This is a genomic window from Pseudomonas sp. IPO3778, assembly GCF_013386825.1.
Classification (GTDB): Bacteria; Pseudomonadota; Gammaproteobacteria; order Pseudomonadales; family Pseudomonadaceae; genus Aquipseudomonas.
In genome coordinates this window covers 1-19,337 of sequence record NZ_JACARC010000009.1, presented here as the reverse complement: position 1 = coordinate 19,337, position 19,337 = coordinate 1, and the positions used below count along the sequence as shown (strand labels likewise).

The following is a 19,337-nucleotide window of genomic DNA, read 5'->3' as shown; positions in this document are numbered from 1 at the left end:
GCTCCCTCGCCACAGCAAGTTCCCTTACCACAGCAAGCTCCCTCACCACAGCAAGCTCCCTCACCACAGCAAGTTCCCTTACCACAGCAAGTTCCCTCACCACAGCAACCTCCCTCGCCACAAAAACCGTTAATCCTTTGTTAAACCTACAGCCGTGCGTTGCATGCCGACAAACCCCGGCAGCGCCTCGATGCTGCCCAGCCAGGCACGAACGTGTGGGTAGTCGTTCAGCGCGACGTTACCTTCCGGCGCATGGGCGATGTAGGTGTAGTGCGCGATATCGGCAATCGACGGTAGGTCCCCGGTCAGGAAGCGACTCTGCGCCAACTGTTGCTCCACCACATTGAGGAAGGCATGGGAGCGGCTGATGGCTGCTTCGGCATCCAGCGCCGCGCCAAACACCGTGACCAATCGGGCGGCAGCCGGGCCGACGTGCAGTGGCCCCGCTGCGGCCGAGAGCCAGCGCTGCACGCGGGCCACAGCCATGGGCTCGGTCGGCAGCCACTGGGTGTTGCCATAGCGGCCGGCGAGGTACACCAGGATCGCGTTGGAATCCGCCAACACCACGCCGTTATCGTCGATCACCGGCACCTGGCCGAAGCTATTCAGGGTGGCCAGGAACTCGGGGGTTTTGTGCGCGCCTTGCTTGAGGTCCACCAGCACCAATTCGGCAGGTACACCCAGCAGCGACAGCATCAGTTGGACCCGGTGGGAATGGCCAGACAACGGGTATTGGTAAAGTTTGATCATGACAGGCTCCGCGGTGTGCCAAGGACTCGACCCGGTGATCGTGTCGATGGCGCTATCTTCCGCCGCTACGGCACGCAACAGAATAGCCAGCTTTTGCAATCCAGCATTTCACCCCGTGAAACAATCACTCGCCAAACAACTCATCGATCAGGTTGAACAAGGTGGTTTTTACCGCGCTGTCGAGTTCGGTCCACGCCAGGCCGGTCCTGGCCTGGAACGCACCCAGCTGCAGGTGCCTGGACACACAATTGGCCGGCAACGCCCGAGCCGCTTGCAGCGGTAACACACCTACACCCAGCCCCGCCGAGACCAGCGCCAGCATGGTGGTGAACTCCCCGAGTTCGGAGGCGATTTCCAGGGGCACGCCCACCGCCTGGACAAACTCGTCGTAGAACCCCGGGGCATAGCGCCGGGCCAGGATGAACACCGGCACCTTGAGCAAGTCGCTTGGCTGGATGGCGTCCTGCGCCGCCAACGGGTGGTCGCCAGGCAAGGCCACCACAAAACTTTCTTGCAGCACGGCACGGGTCTGCACCCCGGGATAGGCCGCCGGCAAGCGCATCAGGCCAAAATCCAGCTGGCCGTTTTTCAACGCGGCGGCCTGGTCCGGGCCGGGCATGTCCTTGAGCTCCAGTTCAATGCGCGGGTAGCGCTGATGCACCGCGCGAATCAACCCCGGCAGCAATTCCGGCAACACCGAGGAGACAAACCCCAGGCGCACCCGGCCGATCTCCCCACGGTTGGAAGCACGGGCGGCATCCGCGGCGCGCGCGGCCTGGTGCAGGGTGGCCTGGGCTTCAGGCAGAAACACCCGCCCGGCTTCGGTCAGCGTCACCGAGTGCCGGTTGCGGTCCAGCAGGCGCACGCCCAGGCCGCTTTCAAGCAGTTTGATCTGCATGCTCAGCGCCGGTTGCACGATCGACAGCTGCGCGGCTGCCCGGCCGAAATGCAGTTCCTGGACGAGCACGACAAAGGCGCGCAGGTGCTTGAGTTCCATGAGGAGGCTCCGGTTATCACGGTTTTTGATCACCCGATCACAAATGAAAATTGGACGCTGAACCCCGGCTGCGGTGAAGTAAAGGCCCGTCATACACGATATGACAGGGTTTGGCCTATAACAATGAGAACAAGGAGGCACCATGCTCGGCATGGCTAACGACACCTATCTGCTGTTGGACGCGCTGGTCACGATTATCGGATTGATAGTGTTGATCACCTATTTCAAAGTTCACCCCTTTGTTGCCCTGACCCTCGCCGCCGGTTTTCTCGGCCTGACCTCCGGGATGCCGGTGGACAAGGTGATGAAGGCGTTCCAGGACGGTTTTGGCGGGGTGCTGGGGTTTGTCGGGATCATCCTCGGCCTGGGCACCATGCTCGGCAAACTGATGGCCGATTCCGGCGGCGCCGACCAGATCGCCCGCACACTGATCCGCGCCTTCGGCAAACAGCGGGTGCACTGGGCGATGATGTTTTCCGCGTTTCTGGTGGGCATCCCGCTGTTTTTTGAAATCGGCTTTGTGTTGCTGATTCCCCTGGTGTTCATCGTGGCCCGGCGTACCGGGCTGTCGCTGATCAAGATCGGCATGCCGCTGCTGGCCGGCTTGTCGGTGGTGCACGGCCTGGTACCACCGCACCCGGGGCCATTGCTGGCCATCGGGATCTTCGGCGCGGATATCGGCAAGACGATCTTCTACGGACTGGTGGTGGGCCTGCCCACGGCGATCATTGCCGGGCCGCTGTTCGGCAACCTGATCTCACGCTACGTGCCGGGCAGCCCGTCGCCGGAACTGATGGAACAGTTGGCCAAGGAATCCTCCGGCGACAACTTGCCGGGCTTCGGAGTCACCGTCACCACGATCCTGCTGCCGGTGTTCCTGATGTTGCTCAAGACCTTCGCCGATGTGGCGTTTGCCGCCGACAGCACGTTCCGCGTGTGGATGGACCTGATCGGCCACCCGATCACCGCCCTCCTCGCGGCCTTGCTCCTGGCGTTCTATACCTTTGGGGCGGCCCGTGGCTTTTCCCGGGAGCAACTGAGCAAGTTGCTCGACTCAAGCCTGGCGCCCACCGCCGCCATTGTGCTGATCGTCGGCGCCGGCGGGGGGTTCAAGCAGATGCTGGTGGCCAGCGGCGTGGGCGATGTGATCGGGCATATGGCGGTGCGCGCCGAGATTTCACCGATTCTGCTGGCGTGGCTGGTGGCCGCGGTGATTCGCGTGGCGACGGGCTCGGCTACCGTGGCAACCATCACCGGGGCCGGGATTGTGGCGCCAGTGATTGGCCTGATGCCCGGGGTCAACCGGGAGCTGCTGGTACTCGCCACCGGCGCCGGTTCGCTGGTGCTGTCCCATGTCAACGACGCCGGGTTCTGGCTGGTGAAGCAGTATTTCAACATGACCGTCGTCGAGACATTCAAGACCTGGACGCTGATGGAGACCGTGCTCTCCTTCGCCGCCCTGGGGTTCATCATGCTGCTGTCGTTGGTGGTGTGAAGCTTTAGGAGATCGACCCATGCAAAGCGTTTTAGATAACTTCCGCCTCGATGGCCGCCTGGCCTTGATCACCGGTTCCAGCGCCGGCATCGGCCTGGCCATCGCCCGTGGCCTGGCCCAGGCCGGTGCGCGGGTGGTGCTTAACGGGCGCAACCGCAGCACCTTGCGTGACAGCGCCGCGTTGCTGGCGGCGGAAGGTCTTGAGGTGCACACCCAGGCGTTCGACGTCACCGACGGCGCGGCCGTGCTGGCCGCCGTGGCGGATATCGAAGAGCGCCTGGGCCCGCTGGACATCCTCGTCAACAACGCCGGCATGCAACGGCGCGGGCCGCTGGAGGCCTACAGCGAAACCCACTGGCGCGAGTTGATGAGCACCAACCTCGACAGCGCCTTCCTCGTCGGCCAGGCCGTGGCCCGGGCGATGATCCCGCGCAAGCGGGGGCGCATCATCAATATCTGCTCGGTGCAAAGCGAATTGGGCCGCCCGGGCATCGCGCCGTATGCCGCCAGCAAAGGCGCGCTGAAGATGCTCACCAAAGGCATGGCCATCGACTGGGGCCCCCACGGGCTGACGGTCAATGGCATCGGCCCCGGCTATTTCAAGACCGAACTGAACGCCAACCTGGTGGCCAACCCCGAGTTCAGCGATTGGCTGGTGCAACGCACGCCGAGCCGGCGCTGGGGTGACGTCGCCGAGCTGGCCGGGGCCGCCGTGTTCCTGGCCAGCGACGCGGCGAGTTTCGTCAACGGTCATATCCTGTACGTGGACGGTGGCATCACCGCCTCGCTGTAATCCGGAGAAGTTCATGCACGCTATTGTCTGCCATACCTCGAAAGACCTGCGGGTCGAACCGCAAACCGAACCCCAGGCACTCGCCCCCGACCAGTTGCGGGTACGCATCGCCCGGGGCGGGATTTGCGGCTCGGACCTGCATTACTACCAGCACGGCGGCTTCGGCACCGTGCGCCTGCGCGAGCCCATGGTACTGGGCCACGAAGTGTCGGCGGTGATCGAGGCCGTGGGCCGGGAGGACGGGCCCTTCAAGGCGGGCCAACGCCTGTCGGTCTCGCCGTCGCGGCCTTGCGGGGGTTGCCGTTATTGCCATCAAGGGTTGCCGAACCACTGCCTGAACATGCGCTTTTACGGCAGCGCGATGCCCTTCCCTCACGTGCAAGGTGCGTTTCAACAAACCCTGGTGATCGAGACGCACCAGGCGCACCTGTTGGCCGATCACGTCAGCCTCGCCGAAGGGGCGATGGCCGAACCGTTGTCCGTGGGGTTGCACGCGATCCAGCGCGCGGGGGCGGTGTTTGGCAAGCGGGTGCTGGTCACCGGCTGCGGCCCCATCGGCAACCTGTTGATCGGCAGCCTGCGGGCAGCGGGTGCGGGAGAAATCGTTGCGGTGGACCTGGCGGCCGGCCCCTTGGCCTGCGCCGAAAAAATGGGCGCCAGCCGCACCCATAACCTGGCCGAAGACGCCGATGCGCTGAAGCCCTACACCGCCGAAAAGGGCTACTTCGACGTGATGTTCGAAGTCTCCGGCAGCGCCCAGGCCCTGCGCAACGGCCTGGAATGCATGGCCCCGCGCAGCGTGCTGGTGACCGTCGGCCTGGGCGGTGAAGTCTCGCTGCCGCTGAATATGCTGGTGAGCCGGGAGATCGACCTGCGGGGCACCTTCCGCTTCCATTCCGAGTTCGCCCAGGCGGTGGACTTGCTCAACCGCCAGGTGATTGACGTGCGCCCGGTGATCTCCCATACCGTACCGTTCAGCGAGGCGGTTCAGGCCTTTGAACTGGCGGCGGACAAGCGCCAGGCGATGAAGGTGCTGCTGGACTTTGGCGTGCCGGACAAGGCGTAAGCTTCAGGCCACTTGATCGTCCCCACGCGTTGATCGTTCCCACGCTCTGCGTGGGAATGCATCCCGTGATGCTCTGCGTCACCCCTGCGCAAGGCTTGAGCCTTGCATCGTCAGCTGGACGCGGAGCGTCCGAGGCGGCATTCCCACGCAGAGCGTGGGGACGATCGTAAGGGGTGCAACAACACCTGAGGCACTTCACGCGAACACAGGGCTCAAGATGGCAACGATCAACTGTGGGAGCTGTCGAGCCTTGGCGAGGCTGCGAAGAGGCCATGTCAGGCGATAAAGATGTCGGCTGCAAGTCCGCTATCGCAGCCTCGCCAAGGCTCGACAGCTCCCACAGGGTTTGTGTCTACGTTACGTCCGATCTTCAAGCCTGAACCGCAGGAAACGATGGCTGGGGGAAAACAGCCGACGGTAGGTGAGCAACACCGCACCGACCGTGCCCAGCGCCGACGACGCGGCGATCAAAAACATGATCACGATCTGGTAACGCACCGCGTCCACCGGGCTTTCGCCCGCCAGCACCTGGCCGGTCATCATGCCCGGCAGGCTGACAATTCCCACCACGGTCATCTGGTTCAGGGTCGGGATCATCCCGGCCCGTACGGCCTGGCGAATCGCGTCCTGGGCCGCCTCCCAGCGTGAACCTCCCAGGGCCAAAACCATCTCGATGGTGTTGCGCCCCGAGGTCAGTTCCTGGGTCATGCGCTCGATGCCCAGGGACACCCCGGTGAGCGTATTGCCGAGAATCATGCCGAGGATCGGGATCGCATACTGCGGCTCGTACCACGGGTGAATCCGGATGATTGCGAACAGGCCGATGGCCGTCACCAGCCACGAACTACCCCATACCGACACGATGCTGTCGGCCCGCTGGCCGGCGTAGGTACGCTTGCCGCGCCCGGCGGCCGAGAAGCCGGCGATCAGGGTCATCAGGCACATCAGCGGCAGCACCACGTACCAGTAGGCGAATTCGAAGACCCAGCCCAGCAGATAACCGATCGCCAGCAACTGCACCACCGTGCGCACGGCGGCCCAGAACAGCTGGCGCTCCAGGCCCAGGCGCAACAGCAGCGACAGTGCACCGTTGATCAAGATCAGCGAGGCGGCGATGGCCATGTCCAGGGCCGTGAGGTCGTGATAATTCATGGCTGCACCGCCTCCGTCAACACGCCCGCGTCCATGTGCAGGCGGGTGGAACTCATGCGTTGCGCCTGCTCCGGGTCGTGGGACACCCAGATATACGCGTGGTCATGATCCGCGTCGGCCCAGGCGTTGATCAGCGCCTCGACGTCCCGGGAGGACGCCGGGTCGAGGGCGGCGGTGGGTTCGTCCAGCAACAGCACATCGGGATTGAGCTGCAGGGTGCGGATCAGTGATACCACCTGGGACTCACCACCGGATAAGTCCCCGGCGTTTTTGGCCAGGAAGCCCGGTTCTTTTCCTGCGTGGGCCAGCAGCGCATTGACCGCCTGCGGGTCGAAACTGAGGTGATGCAAGGCCTTGAGGCTGTAGGGGAAACGCAGATTGTCTTCCACGCTGCCCTCGATCAGCGCCGGACGCTGGGAGAGGTAGCTGATACGGCTGCGGTACTGCGGGATCTGCACGTTGGCGATGGGTTGCCCATTCCAGAGGATATCCCCGGAGGTCGGTGCATCAAGCAAAGCAAGCGCCCGCAGGAACACGCTTTTACCAGAGCCGGATGAACCGGTGATGGACACGCGGTCGGCGCGGTGCAGCTGGAAATTCGTCGGTTGCAGCAGTTGAAGCTGGCGGCGCTCGTCCATCCGCGTGAGCGCCCGGGTTTCGACTAATACGCTCATGGAATTGATGATCCTTGTTCCTGATTTAGACGCAATGGTAAGAGGGGGCACCTCCCCCGTGGCGAGGGAGCTTGCTCCCGCTGGGCTGCGCAGCAGCCCCAAGAAATTAACGGTGTTTTTTCAGGTGTATCACAGTGGCTTTATTGGGACCGCTTCGCAGCCCAGCGGGAGCAAGCTCCCTCGCCACAACAAGCCCCCTCGCCACCGGTGTCCCTCAGCGCTTGGGCTCCAACGACACCAGGCGCGGCTTGATGGATTTCTCGCGCACGTCAAGCAGCGCCAGGGTTACCGGCAATTTGAAACGCCGCCGCCCGGCACTGCCGGGGTTGAGAAACAGCCGCTCGCCGTGCCACTCGATCAATGGCTTGTGAGAGTGGCCGGTGATCACCAGCCGGATGCCCGGATCAAGCGCCTTCGGCACATCGGCAATGTCATGCACCAGCAACGCCCGCCAGCCATTCAGATCGAATTCCAGGCGGTCCGCCAGATGCTCTGCCCAGGCCGCGTCGAGGTCGTTGTTGCCGCGCACCACGTGCAACGGCGCAATCGAGGCCAGCAGTTCAATAATTTCCGGGCTGCCAATATCCCCGGCGTGGACAATCTGATCGCACCCTTCCAGAGCCGCCAGCGCCTCGGCGCGAAGCAAGCCATGGGTATCGGAAATCACACCCACTTTCATGTTGTTCTCCTGTTCAACTCACCCGCGCTCCGGGCCGGGCGGCTTGCAATCAACCACTGCACTGCCTATATTTCCCGCCTGGCGCCCTCTACGCCACCACCCGCGGAAAGGGCTGCGCCCAAGACCTTGACTGAATACCACATTTCTACGACTCCCAACCTTAAAGCGGACAAGGTTTGTGCAAGGAGATCGTATGTCGCAATCATTATCGTCCACGAACGGCCGTATCAACCTTGAGCAGCAACGCAAGCGCGCCAAGGCGCTGTTGCGCCGCCTCAAACAGGCCGATACCGCCGCTACACCGACCTTATCCGAAGCTCAATGGCTGATCGCCAAGGAGCTCGGTTTCCCCAGCTGGCCCAAACTCAAGGCCCACGTCGATGCGGTGGATTTTGCCGCCCGCCATCCGGGCTTCGACGCCAGCGATGAGGCCCGCACCACCCATTGGCGCTGCGGCAGCGATATCGCCCACAGCCTGGGCGTGGCGGGGTTCAAGGGCCGCTTCCGGATGCTGATTGACCCGCTGTGCATGGGCCCGGTCCAGGACCTGCCCGCCGACCAGTACCAGGCCATTCGCAGCCGCTACATCAGCCAGGTGTTTGCCATGGATGAGGCCGAAGTGGCCCGCCGGCACGCAGACGAATATCACCACCTCGAACAACTGGGCAGCACTGGCCACAGCGTGTTGTGGTGTGAAGCAGATGCCTATGATCAGTTGTTCCTGATGCGTGCACTGGCGGGGCTTGAGGGTTTGCCTGAAAAGCTTGAGCTGATCGAGGTCGACCGCATCCCCGGCGTGCAGCGTTTTATCGGCATTGGCCAGTTGGCGCCCGAGGTGTTGGCGTGGTTGTGGCCCCAGCGTCGGCGGGTTGATGAGCCCATGCTGCATCTGGCGCGCCAGGCCTGGCTGGCGTATTGCGACCGCTCGCCGGTCAAGCTGGCGGAGCTGGCCCGGGGCGAGCACACATCCCTGCCCTTGCTCGCCCCGGCGTTGCGCCGACAGTTGCAGGAGCTGCCGGGGGTGCGGGACGGTTTGTCACTGACTGAACGCCTGACCCTGCACTACGTGGATGAGGCCGGGCCCGTGCCGTTTGGCAGGGTGTTTGCCGAGCTGATGGACACACGTGAACCGCTGCCCTTCCTGGGGGACATGATGTTCCATGGGCTGATGCGGCCACTGATTGACGGCGACCATCCGCTGTTGAGCGAGTCCGAGACGCACCTGTCATGGCCTCAACGGTTGTTGGCGTTGACCCCGCTTGGCCGTCAGGTGCTAAGCGGCCAGGCGTATTGGCCGGACCATGCCCCCCATGAGCGCTGGATCGGCGGCACCTGCATCCGTCCAGGCCAGCCTCACTGGATGATTGACGAGACACTCGTTCCCAGGTGGCGTAGCTAGTACCCACCCGAAGACATAATCGCCACGCGCAAAAAACAGGGCAGATGGACGTGGTGGTAAATGACGCGATCAACCTCCTGACACCCAGCAGATCCAATGTGGGAGCGGGCTTGCTCGAGAAGGCGGTGGGTCAGTCAATATTTTCAGTGACTGACACTCCGCCTTCGCGAGCAAGCCCGCTCCCACATTTTGTACCGCGTTCGGCTCAGGATCGTCTGCACCGCCCTCAGATCAACCGCGCCGCCACCAACCAGTCCGCCACCGCCTGAAACGAAGCATCCGGCACCGGGTCTCCCGGTACGGTCTTGCGTGCAATCGCCTCTGCCAGTTTTTTGTCCGGCGCCTGGGGGATGCCGAGGTCAAACGCCTCTTGCAGCATGCCCAGCGCTTCCTCCGGCGCGGCCCGACATACCACCACCGGCACCGGGGTTTCTCCGCGCACATAGCGCACGCCGATTACCCAGCCATCGGTGGTGCCAATCATCATCGAAGCCCGGCCCAACCCCAGCTTGGTGGCCAGCGCCTGCATTTCCTGGCGCTGGCGCCGTCGCTCGCTTTTGATCAGCGGGTCGCCGTCAATGTCCTTGCGCTCGCGCTTGGTCTCGCTGCGGGTCATTTTCATGTCGCGGCCAAACAGCCAGCGCTGCATCAGCACGTCCACCCCGCCCACCAGGATGAAGGCGGCGAGTACCGTAAACACCAGCGGTTTGAGCACCAGGAAAAACGTCGACTCGATACACCCGGCACCACAGCGTGAAGATTCCATCAACGCCTGCAACGCATGCCGCCCCACCACGTAGAACGCCACGGCCAGCACGTGCACCTTGATCAGGCCCTTGATGAACTCCACAAAGTTGCGCAGGGCAAACAGCTTCTTGAAACCCTCCGCCGGGTTGATGCGCTTGAACTCCGGCTTGATCGGTTCCACGGAGAACACAAAGCCGCGCATGGTGATGATATTGGTCAGGATCACTACCCCGGTGGTCACCGCCATCACCGGCAAGGTAATGCCGATCACCAGTTGTTCGGCATGGTCCAGCACCCGTGGCCACACCGTGGCGAAGGGCTCGATGTAGATCTGCGCCGTCAGGTCAATCAGCGCCGTGACCTGGGCCTGGGCCCGGGGGGCGAGGATGGAAATGCACAAGGTGCAAAACAGAATGACCATGCCCGAGACCAGGTCCTGGCTCTTGGCGACCTGGCCCTTCTTGCGCGCGTCCTTGAGTTTTTTGTCCGTGGCCGGCTGGGATTTTTCTTCGCTGGTATCGCCCATGCGCTACTCCATGCCCGCCAGGGTTTTCAGCAGCTCCACGGTGCCGCGAAATTCCGCCAGCTGGTCCAGCATCAACGGAATCAGGAAGCCGATGTAGATCACCATCAGGATCGAGAAAAACAGGTTTTTCACCGGCAGCGACAGGTCGAAAATGTGCAGGTTCGGCGCCATGCGCGACAGGTACGCCAGCATCAAATCGGTGACCAGCAGCGAGATGATCAACGGCGAGACCATCAACACCCCGACCCGCATGATCTGGTCAAGAATCGACAGCACCGCCAGCAACGCCGAGCTGGCAAACACCGGGGTAAAGGCGGTCACCGGCCACAACTGGTAGCTGTGGTAATAGCCGTCGACCATCAGGATAAAACCGCCGGACATGAAGAACAGCGTGATCAGCATCACCGTCAGCAAGGTGGACATCACACTCGATTCCCCGGTGGACAGCGGGTCCACCAGTTGCGCCATGGTCGAGCCGCGCTGCAGGTCGATCAACTCCCCTGCCACTTCCGCCGCCCAGAACGGGATGCCGAACAACAGGCCGATCAGGATGCCGATCAGGAATTCCTTGATCAGCAACCCGGCGATAAACAGGCTGCCGTGGTTGGGCATCGAGGTCATGGCGTCGAACACCGGCATGAACATCGGGATGGAAATGGCCACGGCCACGCAGCCGCGAATCATCCCGGTGAGCCCGAGGCGGTTGAACGCCGGAGTGATCACCACCACGCCCATGGCGCGGCAGGCCGCCAGCGAGGCCGAGCTGATCACCGGGTAGGCGACTTCCAGAAACTGTGCGGTCAGGCTGGCATCCATGGGCGGTCAGCGCGTCCACAAGGGAAAGTTGTCCAGCACCTGGCTGCCGAGTTCCGCCACTTGCCCGGCCAGCACCGGGCCAAGGAACACGATGGTCAGCAACACCGCCACCAGCTTCACCACCTGGGGCAAGGTCTGGTCCTGGATCTGGGTCAGCGCCTGGAACAGGCCCACGCTCAGGCCGACGATAATCGCCACCCCCAGCGCCGGCGCGGAGAGCATCAGCACGGTCATCAGTGCCTGTTTCATCAATGACAGGAAAACGTCCTGGCCCATGGGTCGTGCCTCAGCCGTAACTCAGAATCAAACCGTGCATCAGGCGCGACCAGCCGCTCAATGACACGAACAGGAAGATTTTCAGCGGGATCGATATCAAGTTCGGCGAGACCATCGACATGCCCATCGCCATCAGCACGTTGGACACCAGCAAATCCACCACCAAAAACGGGATGTACAGCAGGAACCCGATCTCGAAGGCCCGGGTCAGTTCCGAGCTGACGAACGCCGGGATCAGCACCACCAGGTCATCATCCCGCAGGTCGGCACGGGCTTCCGGCGACCAGATGGTCTCGGTGGCCTGCACGAAAAAGCCGCGCTCGGATTCATTGGCAAAGCGCGCCAGGTGCGCCTGCAACGGGGGGCGCAAGGCGTCGCCGAGGTCCTTGAGTTGCTCGACGTGCTCGATGTTCAGGTCGCGCCCCTCCACCTGGCGGTACATGTCGCCAATCAGCGGCGTGGTGACGTACACCGACAGAATCAGCGCGATGCCGTACAGCACCAGGTTCGGCGGGGTCTGCTGCACGCCCAGGGCGTTGCGGATCAGGAACAGCACCACCGAGATTTTCATGAAACCGGTGAGGGTCACCACCGCCAACGGGATCAACCCGATGGTGGCCACCACCAGGATGATCTCGATCAGGTTCGGCTGATAACCGGTCATGGGGTGGCGAAACTCAGCAGACGCACGCCCAGGCCGTCACCGATTTTCACCAGTTGGCCCTGGCCGACGCGACGGCCGTTGACCATCAGGTCGACGCCATCCACGGTTGGCGTATTCAGTTGCAGCAGGCTGCCCGCCCCCAGTTCCCGCAGCTGCGCCAGGGTCAGCTCCAGGCTGCCGACCTGGCACACCAGCTTGAGGGGCAAATCGTCCAGGGCCGCGGCGGCATCGACATCAGTCATTGTGTTCTCCATGTCCAAAAGGGGCGATTTCAAAGGTTCCTGTAGCTGCAGGGACGAGCCGTCGCGCTGGCAGCGGGCTTGCAGGCGGCCCTCAAGGTCCAGCCGCAAGCCGCTGCCGGGTTCGAGCATCAGCACATCGCCGGGCTGCAGGCTGCGTAACTCGCCGAGGCTCAGCCATTGCTGCCCGGTGAGCACCGACAGGGTCTGGCGCAGTGCGGGCAACGGGTCGGCCTCGATCTGGCCGTGTTGCTCCAGCAGTTGCGCCACCAGCAATGCGGCGCTTTCGCTGAGGTCCAGTTGGGCGGCCATCGGCGGGTTGTTGCCGAAGGTCAGTGTCAGCGCCAGGCGCACGGGGTAAGGTCGCTGATCGTCACAGGCTTCGAGCAACTGCACGGGGTGGCCGAGCAACGGTTCGAGGCGCTCGATCAGATCCAGCACGGCCAATTCCAGCAGCAGCGAGCGCGGCAAAGACGGCAGTAGCTGTGCATCGAACTGCAACGCCAGCGGCACCAGCACCTGCTCCAGGGCATCGGCCGAGAGGCGCAGGCGCACCGGCGATTGGCCGAGCAACAGCTGCACATCCCGGGGCGTTTTCAGCGGTTGGGGAGCGGCGGCCCAGGCCACGCGCAGGTCCTGCCCGGCGCACCGGCCCTGCCACCCGTGGCGCCGGCGGTGCAGTTGGTTGTGCACCGTGAGCAACGCCGGGTCGTAGTGTTCAAGCCAAGGGGCCAAGGGATCGGCAAGGGCAACGATCATGTGCCGAGCCCTTGTTCTTCACGCAGTTCCCCGGCGACCCGCTCGCTGCTTTCGCGGCCGTCCAGCAGGCTTTGCCAGGCATCGGACTGGCGTTGGCGGTTCAGGCGTTCCTGGCGGAACAGGTCCCGCTCGCGCTCCTGGGTGTGCAGGGTGTTGGACGCGTGGCTGACGTCGCCCTCAAGCACCTGCTCATCGTCGGACAAGCCCCGCAGGCGATCCTGGGCCGCCTGCCAACTGGCCACCGACAGGCCTTCGGTCAGCGAGGCGTAGATCTCGCCGGCTTCACGGGCAACGGCTTCACGGTGCAGGCGCAGTTGTTCCTTGGCGTCGGTCAGGACGCCGTGGGTTTGCGCACAGCGCTGCTGTTGCGCCGCCAACTGGCTGGCCGCCCGCTGTTCGCGAAGCACCCGCAGGGTTTGCAGGGTGCGCAGTTGTTCGGTTTTCATCGGGTTTTCTCCATCGTCATACCCACACCGCACTCGCTGAATCCACGAAGATCGAAGGTGGGAGCTGTCGAGCCCCAGCGAGGCTGCGAAAGCGGTGGGTCAGGTAACATTGATGTGGGCTGTACTGACGCCATCGCAGCCTCGCTAAAGCTCGACAGCTCCCACACTGGATCTTCATGGCGGATTAAATCGCGCTGGGCGTTCGGGCTCATGCCAGCACCTGGCGCATGCGGATCAAGGTGTGCTCAAGGCTGCTGGGCTCGTCGGCGTTCTGGCGCAGGAAGGCTTCGATCGCGCCATGGCGGGTGATTGCTTCGTCGGCCAACGGGTCGCTGCCCGCGGAGTACTCGCCGACGCGGATCAGCATTTCAATTTCGCCGTAGCGCGCCATCAATTCACGGATACGCAGCGCCAGGCGCTTGTGCTCGTCTGCGGCCACCTGTTCCATCAACCGGCTGCGACTGCGCAGCACGTCCACCGCCGGGAAGTAGTTGCGCTGGGCCAGTTCGGCACTCAGGGCGATGTGCCCGTCGAGGATCGAGCGCGCTTCTTCGGCCACCGGGTCACTGGCGGAGTCACCTTCGGTGAGCACGGTGTACAGCGCAGTGATGCTGCCGGTGGGGCCGGGGCCGGCGCGCTCCAGCAGCTTGGGCAAGGTGGCAAAAAACGACGGCGGGTAACCACGACGTGTCGGGGGTTCACCCACGGCCAGGCCGATCTCGCGCTGGGCCCGGGCGAACCGTGTGAGGCTGTCCATCAACAGCAGTACGTTGCGGCCCTGGTCGCGGTGGTACTCGGCCAGGGTGGTGGCGACAAAGGCCGCCCGCACCCGCTCGGCGGCCGGGCGATCGGAGGTGGCAACCACCGCCACGGTACGTGCACGCGCCTGGGCATCCAGTTGCACGTCCAGCAGTTCGCGCACTTCCCGGCCCCGCTCGCCGATCAGGCCGATCACAATCACGTCGGCCTCGCTGTTACGGATGATGCTCGCCAGCAACGAGGATTTGCCCACCCCGGGCTCGCCGAAGATGCCCATGCGCTGGCCCTGGGCAAGGGTCAGCAAGCCGTCGATGGAGCGAATGCCCAAGGCCATGGAGCGCACGATCAATTGCCGGGAAAACGGTGCCGGCGGCTCGGCGTGCAAGGGGTAGGTCTGCAAGTTGAGGGTCGGCGGTACGCCGTCGCCGTCGAGAAACTCACCCATGGGGCTGATCACCCGCCCCAGTTGGGCATCGCCCACCGCCACCCCCAGGCTTTCGCCGGTGGCGATGATGTGTGTACGGGTCGACAGGCCTTCCATGGAACCGATGGGCGACAGGATCGCTTCGTCACCATCAAAACCAATCACTTCAGCGCTGAGGCTGCGGCCGCTGACCGGGTCGCGCAGGTGGCACAACTCGCCAATGCTCGCGCCCGCCACACTGGCCCGCAACAGCACCCCGCGAATACTCAGCACCGTGCCTTGCATCGGGCGCAAGCGGGCTTGGGACAGCCGCTCGGTCAGGCGCGGCAGCAGGTGGTTGAGGTTCATGCCACGTCCTCTTCGGCGAAGGGCAGCAGGCTGCGGCGCAAGGTGCTCAGTTGCGCCTCCAGCCCCAGCTCAACCGACCCCGCCGGGCTGCTCAGGCGGGCCTGGCCGGCGCTCAGCTGCGCATCGGCCTCCACGGCGATGCCGTCCTTGAGCAACGATTGGCGCAGGGCGTTCACTTCGGCAGGCGGTACCCACAACGTCAGGGCCTGACCCTGGCGAAACGCACTCAAGGCCTGACGCGTGCAACGCACCACACGGTCGGTGGCGTCCAGTTCGCCGAGCACTTCGCGCACGATGCCCAGGGCCAGGTCCGCCAGCGATGCTTCAAGCCCAACCAGGTAATGCTGCACCTGGGCCTGGGTTTCCAGCAGCAACTGCGCCACCTGTTCGGCCCCTTCCCGGCGCGCGCTTTCAAAGCCTTCGGCGCGGGCGGTGTGCAGCCACTGGTCGCTGTCGGCCTTGATCTGCTCGGCGTGGTCCTTGGCGGCTTGCACAAAGGCAAAGCCATCGGTCCATAACGCGGCTTCGGCGGCACGCAAAATCCGTGCGGCGGGACGGCTGGGTAATTCATTCATGGGCAAGCTCCTCGGCGAGCAACCGGGCGGCAACGGTCTGGACAATTTCGAGGTCGCGGGGCAAGCGCCCGCTGTATCCCTTGGGCGCGACAAAACGCAGTTGCAGCCAGCCTTGCAACTCGGCGGGCTGGGCTTGCAGCCAGGCGGCGACACAGGTGAGGCCGTCGCGGTCGACGGCGTCGATCAACTCGGCGGGCTCGCGCAGCAGGTCGGCCGCGCCGCCCAACTGACGGTGCGCCAGGGCCAGGGCAAAGGCTTCCTGGCCGAGGCCTTCGCGCAACTCATTGACCACCTCACGGCGGATCTCCCGGCTCAGGGTCGAGCCATGCCAGATCGCCCCACACAGCCTGGGCAGGCGCGCAAATTGCGCCGGGCTCAGCAGCAGCACCGGCAAATCGGCGGCCGGCGGCGTCACCAGATACGCCAGCGGCGTCAGCTGATAATGACTCGCCAGCAACTGCTCCAGCCGCCCCCGAAAACGCGGCTGCCCATGCAGGGCTTGCAGCACTTCGGCCGGCAGGCCTTCGCCGAAGCACTCACCCAGGCTGTGCTGGCGTACAAACTGCAACGGCTGGGCGATCAGGCCCTGCCAACGCTCAATCAGGCTCATTCACCCTCCTTGAGCACATACAACGCCTGGGACTGGCGCCGCGCCCATTGTTGACGGGCCAGCACCCCGCACGCACCGAGGGCCACCAGCAGCAAACCGCCAAACAACAACCGCGCCTGGTTGAGGTTGTCTTCCAGCAACCACAGGCCCATGAACCGTGCGAGACGCGGTTGTGCCGGGTTCTGGCTGATGGACACGGCGGCCTTGATCGCCGTCACCGACACGCCGTCGTAACTCAGGCCGGAAATGCCGTTGGCCACCAGGGTCTTGATCTGCGGGATCAGCGTGTTGATGTCGGTACCCGGGTCGTAACGCACCAGCACCGAGGCCGACGAGGGTGAAATCACCCGTTTGAGCAGGTCATTGTCTGGCAGCACCACGTGCACCCGCGCCGAGACGATGCCGTCGATCTGCGACACCGAGTGGGACAGCTCCTCGCTCAAGGCGTAGATCATCTGCGCCCGTTCCTGCACCGGCGACGACACCAGGCCATTGCCCTTGAACACCTCGCCCATGTTGGAAAAGCTCTGCTGCGGCAGGCCGGCGTTGTCCAGCAGGGTCATGGCTTCGGCGAAACGCTGTTCGTCGACCACCACTTTCAACTGGCCGTTGTCCTGCACCTTGCGCGTTGCCGGGATGCCGTCACGCAGTAGCACGGCGACCATGGCGTTGGCGTCGCGCTCGCTGAGGTTGGTGTAGAGGTCCATGTCGCAGGCCTGCAAGAGGCTCGCGAGCAGGCCGATCAGCAGCAGGCGCAGGACACGGTTTGGGCTTGGCATGGCGTTATTGACCCTTGAGCAGCGTGTTGGCGGAACCGGAAATCTGCGTCGCACCGCGCACCACCATTTGGGTTTCGATGGAGTAATCGAACATCTTGCCCAGTGAATGGACGATCTGGTCGACCTGTTGTTCGGCGACTTTCTTGCCCGGTTCTGCGGTGGGCGAGGCACCCGAGGTGCGGATGTCCGCGGCGGCCACCTGGGGCGGCGCCGACGGGTTATTGGTGAGCAAATCGGCGCGCTCGGAGAAGGTCCGGGAGCGGTCGATAAAACTGTTCAGGCGCTCCATCAGGCCCGAGCCGATCTGATGGGGGCTCGCGCCCTCGGGCATGCCCTTGGCCGTATTGGCCATGTGCTCGAACAGATTCTGCGAGGCCCCCGCGGGCCCCGCGCCGGCGGACGGCGGCAAGGCCGTGGCGCTGGCTGCGAGACTGATGGTCATAGCAGCACCCTATTCGTCGTCGTCATCGGACATGGCGTCATTCAGCATTTCCTGCGCCTTGGGCATGATGATGAATTGACCACCGATGGTGACCGCCTGAGTGATCAGGGCATCGGTGAATTCGGCGTCGGTCATCTCCGGTTTGTCGGCGCTCTTGGCGTTATCCACCGCGGCGTTGAACTTGGCTTCAGGGCTGGCGCCACCGGGGGCGAGGTTGCTGTCTACGGCGGTTACGGACATGGTCATGCTCCTTTGCTGGGGTTGGGGTGAATCAAGGGGTTTCGGTACTCACCTGGGCACCGCGAAACACCCGCACGCCCTGCTCGCGCGCCACGACGGGCGCGGCAGCCTTGGGTTGCAGGTGATCCACATGCTGCTGAACCAGCGCCAGGTACGGCGGCGGCCCGGAGACGAAGACTTCATCGCCCTCGGGGCCGTTGCGCATCGACAGCTGCTGGCCGAACACGTCGAGGTCGTTCAGATAGGCCTGCAACTGGTCCAGGTTCAGGGCGCTGGCCTTGAACAGCTTGGTGGTGATTTCGTCACTGGCGTTGACGTACAGCAGGTTGCCGTCGAAGTACCAGGTCAGGCCGTTGGTGCTGCACAGCGTCTGCAAGAACTCCCCGGCGGTGGCGGCGCGCACGGTGCTGCGGGCCTTGCCGCGGACCTTGTCGGACAGCACCAGTTGCACGTCGAGGTTATGGCCGAACTCTTCGAGGGCGGTGCGCACGTCCTGGTCCACCAGCACGTAGGCATAGGGTTTGGCAAACCACTCGGGCGCTTCGGCGGCGTTGGCGATCGAGGCGCCAAACAGCACCGACAGACATAGGAGCGCCATGGAAAATATGCTTACATGACGTCCGCCTTCGCCCAACGAGTTGTGACGATGACCAAACATTTTTTGCTTGCTGGCAGCCTGTTGCTGGCTGCCTGTTCCAGCCCCGCGCCGAGCGACACCGATCGCTCGGTACAACTGGCCAATGACCTGAACAAACGTGGCGACTACGCCAGCGCGGCGGCGCTGTACGAACGTGCGGCCCAGCAACCGGGCGCCGGCATCGACCTGTGGCTCAAACTCGGCCAGGCGCGGCTCGACGGCAACGATGCGGTGGGTGCCGAGCGCGCCTACCAGCAGGCCCTCGGCCTTCAGGCCCACAACGCCGACGCCTTGTTGGGGCTGGGCACCGCGCAACTGCGCCTGGGCAAAACCCAACGCGCCGTGACGGCCCTGGGGCAAGCCGCCGAAGCCAGCCACTCGCCGGTGGCCTACACCCGACTGGGCATTGCCCAAGTGCTCAACGGCCAGGCGGTTGTGGCACAAACCGCGTTCGCCAAAAGCCTGAGCCTGCAACCCGACGACCTCGACAGCCGCTGCAACCTGGCCCTGGCTTACGCCCTGGGCGGCCAGTCGCAACAGGCCCTGGACACCCTCGCCCCCGTCACCCAATCGCCCCGCGCCTTGCCGAGGCATCAGCGTAATGAGTTGTTGGTGCTGGTGTTGGCGGGTTACGAACAACGAGTGGCCAGCTTGCCCCTGGACGACATCCCGGCGGCCGAGCGCGCACGGCTGATCGCAGAAGCCAACCGCATCAAAGCCATCAGCGACCCGGTTGCGCAGGCGCGGGAATTGGGGTTGGTGGACACGCACTAAAGGGTAACCTTGCTGTTGCTGTTGCTCTGCTTTTGACGTTGCTTTTGATCTATCAGGCCCCGTCAACCACGATGGCAGCAAGCAGGCACGGTGGAGCGGGTAAACCGGCAAGGATGCCGGTTTAGCCGCGACGGGCCAGGGACGGGCCGTCGCGGCGGCCCGCGGAACCGGGCCGGAGTGCGGGCATGCCGAGCCTAGGCGAGGCACCGAGTGGTGGGGCAAGAGCCCTTTTGGTTACTTTTGGGGCTCTTTTCCAAAAGTGACCCGCTGT

At 64.0% G+C, this 19,337-nt stretch carries 23 protein-coding genes; 5 read left to right on the top strand and 18 right to left on the bottom strand.

What is annotated here, in order from left to right; genetic code table 11:
- Positions 1-129: 129 nt before the first annotated feature.
- Positions 130-750, bottom strand: a complete 621-nt coding sequence (locus tag HX855_RS02495; protein WP_177091410.1) for a glutathione S-transferase family protein — start codon at positions 748-750, stop codon at positions 130-132.
- A 124-nt stretch (positions 751-874) separates the two neighbouring features.
- Entirely contained in the window at positions 875-1,747 is an 873-nt protein-coding gene (locus HX855_RS02490; protein WP_177091412.1) for a LysR family transcriptional regulator, read from the bottom strand.
- Between the two features lie 142 nt (positions 1,748-1,889).
- Between HX855_RS02490 and HX855_RS02485 the strand changes: the two genes are divergently transcribed.
- Genes HX855_RS02485 through HX855_RS02475 form a run of 3 tightly spaced genes read left to right on the top strand, consistent with a single transcriptional unit; the run spans position 1,890 to position 5,101 of the window.
- On the top strand, positions 1,890-3,242 hold the full coding sequence (locus HX855_RS02485) for a GntP family permease (protein WP_177091414.1): 1,353 nt from the start codon (positions 1,890-1,892) through the stop codon (positions 3,240-3,242).
- Between the two features lie 19 nt (positions 3,243-3,261).
- Positions 3,262-4,035 (top strand): glucose 1-dehydrogenase, encoded by a 774-nt coding sequence (locus HX855_RS02480; RefSeq protein WP_177091416.1) that lies wholly within the window; start codon positions 3,262-3,264, stop codon positions 4,033-4,035.
- A 13-nt stretch (positions 4,036-4,048) separates the two neighbouring features.
- Positions 4,049-5,101, top strand: coding sequence for an L-idonate 5-dehydrogenase (locus HX855_RS02475; protein ID WP_177091418.1), 1,053 nt, complete (start codon positions 4,049-4,051; stop codon positions 5,099-5,101).
- Between the two features lie 357 nt (positions 5,102-5,458).
- Here HX855_RS02475 and fetB read toward each other — a convergent pair whose 3' ends face one another.
- The 3 genes from fetB to HX855_RS02460 form a co-directional block, all read right to left on the bottom strand.
- Complete coding sequence (fetB, locus tag HX855_RS02470; protein WP_177091421.1) at positions 5,459-6,253, bottom strand: ABC transporter permease; 795 nt, start codon at positions 6,251-6,253, stop codon at positions 5,459-5,461.
- Positions 6,250-6,927 (bottom strand): ATP-binding cassette domain-containing protein, encoded by a 678-nt coding sequence (locus HX855_RS02465; RefSeq protein ID WP_177091423.1) that lies wholly within the window; start codon positions 6,925-6,927, stop codon positions 6,250-6,252. The genes fetB and HX855_RS02465 overlap by 4 nt, the downstream gene beginning before the upstream one ends.
- A gap of 214 nt (positions 6,928-7,141) precedes the next feature.
- On the bottom strand, positions 7,142-7,606 hold the full coding sequence (locus HX855_RS02460) for a metallophosphoesterase family protein (RefSeq protein ID WP_177091425.1): 465 nt from the start codon (positions 7,604-7,606) through the stop codon (positions 7,142-7,144).
- Between the two features lie 193 nt (positions 7,607-7,799).
- Here HX855_RS02460 and HX855_RS02455 point away from each other — a divergent pair, with 193 nt between their 5' ends.
- The gene (locus HX855_RS02455) at positions 7,800-9,005 is read left to right on the top strand and encodes a DUF1835 domain-containing protein (RefSeq protein WP_177091427.1); all 1,206 of its coding nucleotides are present in this window, start codon (positions 7,800-7,802) and stop codon (positions 9,003-9,005) included.
- Between the two features lie 226 nt (positions 9,006-9,231).
- Here the strand turns inward: HX855_RS02455 and HX855_RS02450 are convergent, their stop codons facing one another.
- From HX855_RS02450 to HX855_RS02390, 13 genes are all read right to left on the bottom strand, one after another.
- Positions 9,232-10,278, bottom strand: a complete 1,047-nt coding sequence (locus HX855_RS02450; RefSeq protein ID WP_177091429.1) for an EscU/YscU/HrcU family type III secretion system export apparatus switch protein — start codon at positions 10,276-10,278, stop codon at positions 9,232-9,234.
- A 3-nt stretch (positions 10,279-10,281) separates the two neighbouring features.
- Positions 10,282-11,094: a type III secretion system export apparatus subunit SctT gene (sctT, locus tag HX855_RS02445; protein WP_003208312.1), complete on the bottom strand. Its 813-nt coding sequence runs from the start codon at positions 11,092-11,094 to the stop codon at positions 10,282-10,284.
- A 6-nt stretch (positions 11,095-11,100) separates the two neighbouring features.
- Positions 11,101-11,370: a type III secretion system export apparatus subunit SctS gene (gene sctS, locus HX855_RS02440; protein ID WP_003208314.1), complete on the bottom strand. Its 270-nt coding sequence runs from the start codon at positions 11,368-11,370 to the stop codon at positions 11,101-11,103.
- 10 nt (positions 11,371-11,380) lie between these two features.
- The gene (gene sctR / locus HX855_RS02435; RefSeq protein WP_003208316.1) at positions 11,381-12,034 is read right to left on the bottom strand and encodes a type III secretion system export apparatus subunit SctR; all 654 of its coding nucleotides are present in this window, start codon (positions 12,032-12,034) and stop codon (positions 11,381-11,383) included.
- Positions 12,031-13,032 carry a type III secretion system cytoplasmic ring protein SctQ gene (gene sctQ / locus HX855_RS02430; protein WP_177091431.1) on the bottom strand — a complete coding sequence of 334 codons (1,002 nt, stop codon included), beginning with the start codon at positions 13,030-13,032 and terminating at the stop codon, positions 12,031-12,033. Before sctQ ends, sctR begins: the two co-directional genes overlap by 4 nt.
- Positions 13,029-13,478, bottom strand: a complete 450-nt coding sequence (locus tag HX855_RS02425) for a YscO family type III secretion system apparatus protein (protein ID WP_177091433.1) — start codon at positions 13,476-13,478, stop codon at positions 13,029-13,031. Before HX855_RS02425 ends, sctQ begins: the two co-directional genes overlap by 4 nt.
- Positions 13,479-13,686: 208 nt before the next feature.
- A complete protein-coding gene (locus tag HX855_RS02420; protein ID WP_177091435.1) occupies positions 13,687-15,009 on the bottom strand; it encodes a FliI/YscN family ATPase in 1,323 nt (440 codons plus the stop codon).
- Positions 15,006-15,584, bottom strand: a complete 579-nt coding sequence (locus tag HX855_RS02415) for a FliH/SctL family protein (protein WP_177091437.1) — start codon at positions 15,582-15,584, stop codon at positions 15,006-15,008. Before HX855_RS02415 ends, HX855_RS02420 begins: the two co-directional genes overlap by 4 nt.
- Positions 15,577-16,194: a type III secretion protein gene (locus HX855_RS02410; RefSeq protein ID WP_177091439.1), complete on the bottom strand. Its 618-nt coding sequence runs from the start codon at positions 16,192-16,194 to the stop codon at positions 15,577-15,579. The genes HX855_RS02415 and HX855_RS02410 overlap by 8 nt, the downstream gene beginning before the upstream one ends.
- Positions 16,191-16,973, bottom strand: a complete 783-nt coding sequence (gene sctJ / locus HX855_RS02405; protein ID WP_177091441.1) for a type III secretion system inner membrane ring lipoprotein SctJ — start codon at positions 16,971-16,973, stop codon at positions 16,191-16,193. The genes HX855_RS02410 and sctJ overlap by 4 nt, the downstream gene beginning before the upstream one ends.
- Positions 16,974-16,977: 4 nt before the next feature.
- The gene (locus HX855_RS02400) at positions 16,978-17,415 is read right to left on the bottom strand and encodes a hypothetical protein (RefSeq protein ID WP_003208328.1); all 438 of its coding nucleotides are present in this window, start codon (positions 17,413-17,415) and stop codon (positions 16,978-16,980) included.
- Positions 17,416-17,424: 9 nt separating this feature from the next.
- The gene (locus tag HX855_RS02395) at positions 17,425-17,655 is read right to left on the bottom strand and encodes a hypothetical protein (RefSeq protein WP_177091443.1); all 231 of its coding nucleotides are present in this window, start codon (positions 17,653-17,655) and stop codon (positions 17,425-17,427) included.
- A 31-nt stretch (positions 17,656-17,686) separates the two neighbouring features.
- The gene (locus tag HX855_RS02390; RefSeq protein ID WP_177091445.1) at positions 17,687-18,253 is read right to left on the bottom strand and encodes a type III secretion protein; all 567 of its coding nucleotides are present in this window, start codon (positions 18,251-18,253) and stop codon (positions 17,687-17,689) included.
- Between the two features lie 48 nt (positions 18,254-18,301).
- Here HX855_RS02390 and HX855_RS02385 point away from each other — a divergent pair, with 48 nt between their 5' ends.
- Complete coding sequence (locus HX855_RS02385) at positions 18,302-19,066, top strand: tetratricopeptide repeat protein (RefSeq protein ID WP_177091446.1); 765 nt, start codon at positions 18,302-18,304, stop codon at positions 19,064-19,066.
- Positions 19,067-19,337: the final 271 nt, after the last annotated feature.